Origin of the sequence: Shewanella litoralis (genome assembly GCF_009828585.1) — a bacterium.
In the GTDB taxonomy this organism is placed as follows: domain Bacteria; phylum Pseudomonadota; class Gammaproteobacteria; order Enterobacterales; family Shewanellaceae; genus Shewanella; species Shewanella litoralis.
The window spans coordinates 1-653 of record NZ_WSRZ01000075.1 but is presented as its reverse complement, the minus strand read 5'-3'; the positions used below and the strand labels follow the sequence as shown (position 1 = coordinate 653).

1 protein-coding gene is annotated in these 653 nt (G+C 46.1%); it reads right to left on the bottom strand.

The annotated features are described in order from the left end of the window. Positions 1-9 precede the first annotated feature (9 nt). Positions 10-653 (bottom strand): transposase (locus tag GQA99_RS20180; protein ID WP_160057003.1); only part of this gene is annotated, 644 nt, incomplete at its 5' end.

Below are 653 nucleotides of genomic sequence, written 5' to 3'. Positions count from 1 at the left end.
CACTGGACCTTAAGCATTAAGGCCTGCAAAAATTCCATCTAACGTTATGTCTTTTCTAGATTTTCTTTGTTGTGACTTTTTTGCGTTTATTGTTATATAGCAGACCGCCCAGTCTATCTTTTCTGTTATTTCTGACCAAGCCCGATGACAGATACACTCAAAGATTGGCAGCAGCCAAACGTCCACATTCTTTGCCGCTTTGAACAGCGAAACTGAAGGCATGATACGCATCGCGGTGCTGCGTCTGATGATAAGTGCCAACAGGCTTGCCCATACTAGGCCGTCAACTATCGCTTTTTGCGCGGTGGCAAATCTCTGCCAGTTTGTATGTGATTTCAACTCTTTGAACAGCAGTTCTACCTGCCAGCGGCAGCGGTAAATCGCCATAATGTCATCGGCTGAGTAAGACTCTGCCGGTAAGTTAGTTAGCCAGATGCAAAATCGTTTTTCTTCTGTAAACCAACGCCTTATCACTCGAAATTCCTGCGTTCCCCGCTGGGCTTTTAGGTCAAGCACTTCTGAGCGATTGGTGCGACGCGTGATGTCTTTAAGTTTCACTCCGGCAAGCTTAGGCAGCACACGGCCCTTGCCATTTCTAGCTTCAACTATTCTTGGGTTGAGTGACTTTGTCCCCCGAAAAATATAGAAACCAT